The organism is Methylobacterium sp. (genome assembly GCF_028290105.1).
In the GTDB taxonomy this organism is placed as follows: Bacteria; Pseudomonadota; Alphaproteobacteria; order Rhizobiales; family Beijerinckiaceae; genus Methylobacterium.
This window is the reverse complement of record NZ_JAQGKL010000004.1, coordinates 1-5,847: the sequence shown is the minus strand read 5'-3', so window position 1 is coordinate 5,847 and position 5,847 is coordinate 1. Positions and strand designations below refer to the sequence as shown.

Genomic DNA, 5,847 nt, shown 5'->3' with positions numbered 1-5,847 from the left:
GCCCGCATGAAGTCGAGGGTCTCGGTCATCCGCTCGGCGCAATCGGCGTAGCGCGAGGATTGCGGCGAATCCTTCACGAAGCCCAGCATCCAGCGGTGCGAGTTCTCGAGGTTGGCGTAGCCGCCGGTGGCGAAGGCGCGCAGCAGGTTCAGCGTCGCCGCCGACTGGCGGTACGCCTCGAGCTGACGGCGCGGATCGGGGACGCGCGCCTCCTCCGTGAAGGTGAGGCCGTTGACGATGTCGCCGCGGTAGCTCGGCAGCGTCACGCCCTCCATCGTCTCGTTGGGCGAAGAGCGCGGCTTGGCGAACTGGCCGGCGATGCGGCCGACCTTCACCACGGGCGAACCGCCCGCGAAGGTGAGGACCAGAGCCATCTGCAGGAACACGCGGAAGAAATCGCGGATGTTGTCGGCCGAATGCTCGTCGAAGCTCTCGGCGCAGTCGCCCCCCTGGAGCAGGAACGCCTCGCCGGTGGAAACGCGCGCCAGAGCGGATTTCAGCTTGCGCGCTTCGCCCGCGAACACCAGCGGTGGAAAACTCGACAGCTGCGACTCGACCGATTCGAGCGCGGCGGCATCCGGATAGGCCGGGACCTGCTGGATCGGCAGGTTTCGCCAGGTCTTCGGTGTCCAACGCTCGGCCATGGTCGTCTCCGTTCCGCCTTTCGGTCGGGTCCGCGGGGCGGAAAGCCCTGCGGAGAGCGCGGCTTATAGAGCGGATCTTTCGCAGAGGCGAGAGAGCAGCGGAACGCGCCAGCCATTCGCGCCGCACTCGGGGCGCCGGCTTGATGGACCCTCGAGCCCGCACCACCTGAAAGGCGGTGCGTGTAATCTCATCCGGTCACTCGCTGGCCGAATCCCCGTCTTCGATGGCGATGCCGTGCTCCGAAAGGATCCAGAAGATCGCCTCCAGATCCTCGGCCGTGACATCGCGGGGCGGCAGGGCCGCTTCGAGGTCTTCGTAGGTCAGACGGCGCTGGCGGCGGGCATCGGCCTTCGCCAACAGGGAATCCACGGTCTGGCGCATATCCTCTGGGAGCGCGTCGTGGCTGGGGCTGCGATCCTCCGAGGCCGGATGCAGCGCCTCGGCGAGCAACCGGTCGATGATGGCCTGTCGCCGGTCGTGCGCTTCGCTGGAACGTCCCATGTCACCGATTATGGGCCTCGGGCACCGTCCGTCGAGGGACGCTCACCCGAAAAACCGCTTTTAGCTCAATCGGAGACGGCGATGGGCACCGCCTTGCGGATGCGGACCGGGATCGCCTTCGCCGCCGGGGTCTTGGCCTGGGCATCGTGGTGCCAGAGGGGAATCAGCGGATTGAGCTCCGGATAGTAGCCGCCGACATTGCCCTCGGGGATACCGTACTTGATCACCCGCAGTCCGCCGACCTCGCGCGCGAATTCGTCGGCCGCCTCCGTCACGACATCCACGCTCTCGCCGTCGGACAGGCCGAGGCGCTCCATGTCGTTCCCGTTCATGAACAGGATCATCCGGGTGCCCTTCACGCCCCGGAAGCGGTCGTCGTAGCCGTAGATCGTGGTGTTGAACTGGTCGTTCGACCGCAGCGTGATGAGGTCGAGGACGTCGCGGCGCTCGGTGTGCATGTCCGGATCGGATCCGAGCCCGCCCGGAACCGTGAAGTTCGCCTTGCCCGTCTCGGTCGCCCATTTGCGGTCGCGGGCGGCGAGCGGTTTGTGGAGCCCGCCCGGATCGAACATCCGGCCGTTGAGGTCGTGGAACACCTCCGGATAGGTGGCCTCGATGGCGTCGCGCACCTTGGCGTAGTCGCCGACCCAGGCATCCCAGTCGACCTTCGGGTTCGGGGGCAGCAACGCCTTGGCGATCTCGGCCACGATCCAGGTCTCGGACCTGACGGCGTCGCTCACCGGCTTCGTCTGCCCGCGCGAGCCGTGGAAGCAGGAGGTCGAGTCTTCCATCGAGACGGATTGCGGCCCGCTCGCCTGCACGTCGACCTCGATTCGGCCGAGGCAGGGCAGGATGTAGGACACCGCCCCATGCACGAGGTGGGAGCGGTTGAGCTTGGTCGAGATCTGGACCGTGAGGCGTTGCCCGCGCCAGGCCTCCTCCATCCGCACGGTGTCGGGCACGGCCCGGATGAAGTTGCCGCCGAGACCGATGAACGCTTTCACCTCGCCCGCGACGATGCCCTCACAGGCCTCCACGGTGTTGCGGCCCGTCTCGCGAGGCGGCTCGAAGCCGTAGAGCTCCTTCAGCTTGTCCAGCGGCGCGAGGTCGGGCTTTTCGGTGATGCCCACCGTGCGCTGCCCCTGAACGTTCGAGTGGCCGCGCACGGGACAGAGCCCGGCGCCGGGACGCCCGATATTGCCGCGCAGGAGCATGAGGTTGACGAGCATCTGCACGCCCTCCGTGCCCCGGCGGTGTTGGGTCAGGCCCATGCCGTAGACGGCGATGACCGAGCGGGCGCGGGCGTAGACCGAGGCGGCGGCCTCGATCGCCTCGCGGGTCAGGCCCGAGCGGGCCTCGATGGCGGGCCAATCCTGCCCATCGCAATAGGCGACGAACTCGGAGAAACCATGCGTGTGCTCGGCGATGAAATCGACGTCGAGGATGCGTGGCCGGCCTACCTCCATCGCCTCGCGGTCGGCGGCGATGAGAACCTTGCACATGCCGGTGATGGCCGCGATGTCGCCGCCCGCCTTGACCTGGTGGTACTGGGTCGAGATCTCGGTGGAGCTCCGCGTCACCATCTCGGTGGGCGATTGCGGGTTCGTGAAGCGCTCCAGCCCGCGCTCGCGCAGGGGGTTGAAGGTGATGATGGGCACGCGCCGCTTGCGCGCTTCCTGCAGCGGGTGAAGCATGCGCGGCGCGTTCGAGCCGACGTTCTGCCCGAAAAAGAAGATCAGGTCGGTGGCCTCGAAATCCTCGAGGATCGTGGTTCCCACCGCAACGCCGATCGACGCCTTGAGACCGACGGAGGTCGGTTCGTGGCACATGTTCGAGGAATCGGGGAGGTTGTTGGTGCCGTGCATGCGCGCCATCAGCGCATACATGTACGACGTCTCCAGGGAGGCCCGGCCGGAGGTGTAGTAGATCACGGAATTCGGATCGAGGGCGCGCAGCTCGCGGCCGATCTCCGCGACGGCGTCCTCCCACGAGACCGCCACGTAGCGGTCCGTGCCGGCATCGTAGCGCAGCGGGTGCGTGAGCCGGCCCTTTTCCTCGAGGGCGTAATCCGTCCAGGTCAGGAGTTCGGTGACCGAGTGGCGGGCGAAGAAGTCCGGCCCGACCCGTTTGGCGGTCTGCTCCCAGACCGTCGCCTTGGCGCCGTTCTCGCAGTACTCGAACGTGTTCGGCTTGGCGGGCTTCGACCAGGCGCACGAGACGCACATGAAGCCGTCGTGCTTGTTCTGCTTCATGAGCAGCGCGGCACCCGAGACCGGGATCTGCTCCCGCGTCAGGATCTCGGCCAGCGATCGTGCCGAGCCCCAACCGCCGGCCGGCCCGTCATAGGGTTCGATCTTCGGATCGGCCATCGGCTCGGTCATGCGCAGGTCCCGACTTCAACAGGTGTCAGGATGGCAATGAAGCGTAGGCATCCGGTGTTCCGGACTGCGACGGCGCGGCCGCCGAAATCCGGAACCGAGCGGCGGTCGGTTCAGCGCGGCAGGATGCTCGCGCCCATCAGCGCCTCGTCGATCGAGCGGGCGGCTTGACGACCCTCCCGGATGGCCCAGACGACCAGGGACTGGCCCCGGCGCATGTCGCCGGCCGCGTAGATCTTCTCGTTCGAGGTCCGGTAGTCAATCTCGTTGGCGGTGACGTTGCCGCGCTTGTCCATCACGACGCCGGATTCCTCCAGGAGCCCCTTGCGGACCGACCCGGCAAAACCGATCGCCAGGAAGACGAGGTCGGCCGGCAGCACGAACTCGCCGCCCGGGACCGGCTGGCGCTTCTCGTCGACGCGGGTGCAGACCACGCCGGTGAGCTTGCCCTTCTTGCCCTCGAGGCGGAGCGTGGCCGCCTGGAACTCGCGCTCGGCACCCTCGGCCTGGCTCGACGAGGTCCGCATCTTGGTCGGCCAGTAGGGCCAGACCGAGAGCTTGTCCTCGCGCTCGGGCGGACGCGGGCGGATGTCGAGCTGCGTCACCGACAGAGCGCCCTGCCGGAACGAGGTGCCAACGCAATCCGACGCGGTATCGCCGCCGCCGATCACCACGACGTTCTTGGCGGTGGCCAGGATCGGCATCTCGCCGTTGCCCGGCATCGGCTCGGCCCCGACGCGGCGGTTCGACTGCACGAGGAACGGCATGGCGTAGTGCACGCCCGCCAGATCCTGACCCGGCAATTGCGGGTTGCGCGGATCCTCGGCGCCGCCGGCGAACAGAACCGCGTCGAACTCGGCGGTGAGTTGGTCGAGGGGCTTGTTCCCCCCGACATTGACGCCGTAGTGGAAACGGACGCCCTCGCCTTCCATCTGCTTCACGCGACGGTCGATGTGGCGCTTCTCCATCTTGAAGTCGGGAATGCCGTAGCGGAGCAGGCCACCGGCCTTCGGCTCGCGCTCGAAGACGTGGACCTCGTGGCCGACGCGGGCGAGCTGCTGGGCCGCGGCCATGCCGGCGGGGCCGGAGCCGATCACCGCGACCTTCTTGCCGGTCTTGTGCTCGGCCGGCTCGGGCCTGACCCAGCCGTTGTTCCAGGCGCGGTCCGCGATGGCCTGCTCGATGGTCTTGATCGCCACCGGCTGGTTCTCGAGGTTCAGCGTGCAGGCCTCCTCGCACGGCGCCGGGCAGATGCGGCCGGTGAACTCGGGAAAGTTGTTGGTGGAGTGCAGGTTGCGCGCCGCCTCCTCCCAGTCCGACTGGTAGACCAGCTCGTTCCAGTCCGGGATCTGGTTATGGACCGGGCAGCCGGTGTCACCGTGGCAGAACGGAATGCCGCAATCCATGCAGCGCGCGGCCTGCTTCTTGAGATCGTGCTCGTCGAGCGGCAGCGTGAACTCGCGGAAGTGGCGGACGCGATCGGCGGCGAGCTGATACTTCTGCTCCTGCCGGTCGAATTCGAGGAAGCCCGTGACCTTACCCATCGTCTGATCGTCTTTCGCAGGTCTGCCTGATCCATCGCGCGGATGGCGGCCGGGTCGGCCTGTTCCGCTCTCTCCGTCGGACCGGCGGGTCCGCCGGTCCATCTCGTACGTCAGCCGTTCGGAAGCGCCGATCCGCACCGCACGCGGGCGGATCGGCCGATTCAGGCTTCGCCGTTCCCGTCGTGCGTCCGGGCTTACTCGGCCGCCACCGGCATCCGAGCCATCTCCATCTCGCGCAGCGCCCGACGGTACTCCACCGGCATCACCTTGACGAACTTGGTGCGGTAGCCGGCCCAATCCTCGAGGATCGCCTTGGCACGCGGGGAGCCCGTGTACTTCAGGTGGTTGGTGATGAGCTGAGTCAGGCGCTCCTCGTCGTGGCCGGACATGTCGGCCAGGATGTCGACCCGCCCCTTGGTCTCCAGGTCACCGTCCTGATGAAGACGACGCATCAGGTCGTCCTCTTCCTCGACGGGTTCGAGATCGACCATCGACAGGTTGCAGCGGGCCGAGAACGAGCCGTCCTCGTCGAGGACGTAGGCGATGCCGCCCGACATGCCGGCCGCGAAGTTGCGCCCGGTCTCGCCGATGGACACCACGACGCCGCCGGTCATGTACTCGCAGCCATGGTCGCCCATGCCCTCGACCACCGCGATGGCGCCGGAGTTACGAACCGCGAAGCGCTCGCCCGCCGAGCCGCGGATGTAGGCCTCGCCCGCGATGGCCCCGTACAGCACGGTGTTGCCGGCCATGATGGTGTGCGAGCCCGGCGCCTTCAG

At 67.7% G+C, this 5,847-nt stretch carries 4 protein-coding genes and 1 pseudogene; all 5 read right to left on the bottom strand.

Annotated elements, in window-relative coordinates:
- On the bottom strand, positions 1-644 hold a 644-nt coding region (locus tag JWQ05_RS00210; RefSeq protein ID WP_299652672.1), incomplete at its 3' end, for a 3-deoxy-7-phosphoheptulonate synthase.
- Between the two features lie 196 nt (positions 645-840).
- Positions 841-1,146 (bottom strand): RNA polymerase sigma factor region1.1 domain-containing protein, encoded by a 306-nt coding sequence (locus tag JWQ05_RS00205; protein ID WP_299652669.1) that lies wholly within the window; start codon positions 1,144-1,146, stop codon positions 841-843.
- Positions 1,147-1,211: 65 nt separating this feature from the next.
- A complete protein-coding gene (locus tag JWQ05_RS00200; protein ID WP_299652675.1) occupies positions 1,212-3,515 on the bottom strand; it encodes an FdhF/YdeP family oxidoreductase in 2,304 nt (767 codons plus the stop codon).
- 122 nt (positions 3,516-3,637) lie between these two features.
- Positions 3,638-5,068: a glutamate synthase subunit beta gene (locus JWQ05_RS00195; RefSeq protein ID WP_299652666.1), complete on the bottom strand. Its 1,431-nt coding sequence runs from the start codon at positions 5,066-5,068 to the stop codon at positions 3,638-3,640.
- A gap of 194 nt (positions 5,069-5,262) precedes the next feature.
- Positions 5,263-5,847 (bottom strand): annotated as a pseudogene (locus JWQ05_RS00190) (glutamate synthase subunit alpha); the annotation flags it as partial.

Excerpts from the sequence above, each read along its gene's own strand:
- JWQ05_RS00205 (WP_299652669.1), bottom strand. The coding sequence starts at position 1,146 with ATGGGACGTTCCAGCGAAGCGCACGACCGGCGACAGGCCATCATCGAC.
- JWQ05_RS00200 (WP_299652675.1), bottom strand. The coding sequence starts at position 3,515 with ATGGCCGATCCGAAGATCGAACCCTATGACGGGCCGGCCGGCGGTTGG.
- JWQ05_RS00195 (WP_299652666.1), bottom strand. The coding sequence starts at position 5,068 with ATGGGTAAGGTCACGGGCTTCCTCGAATTCGACCGGCAGGAGCAGAAG.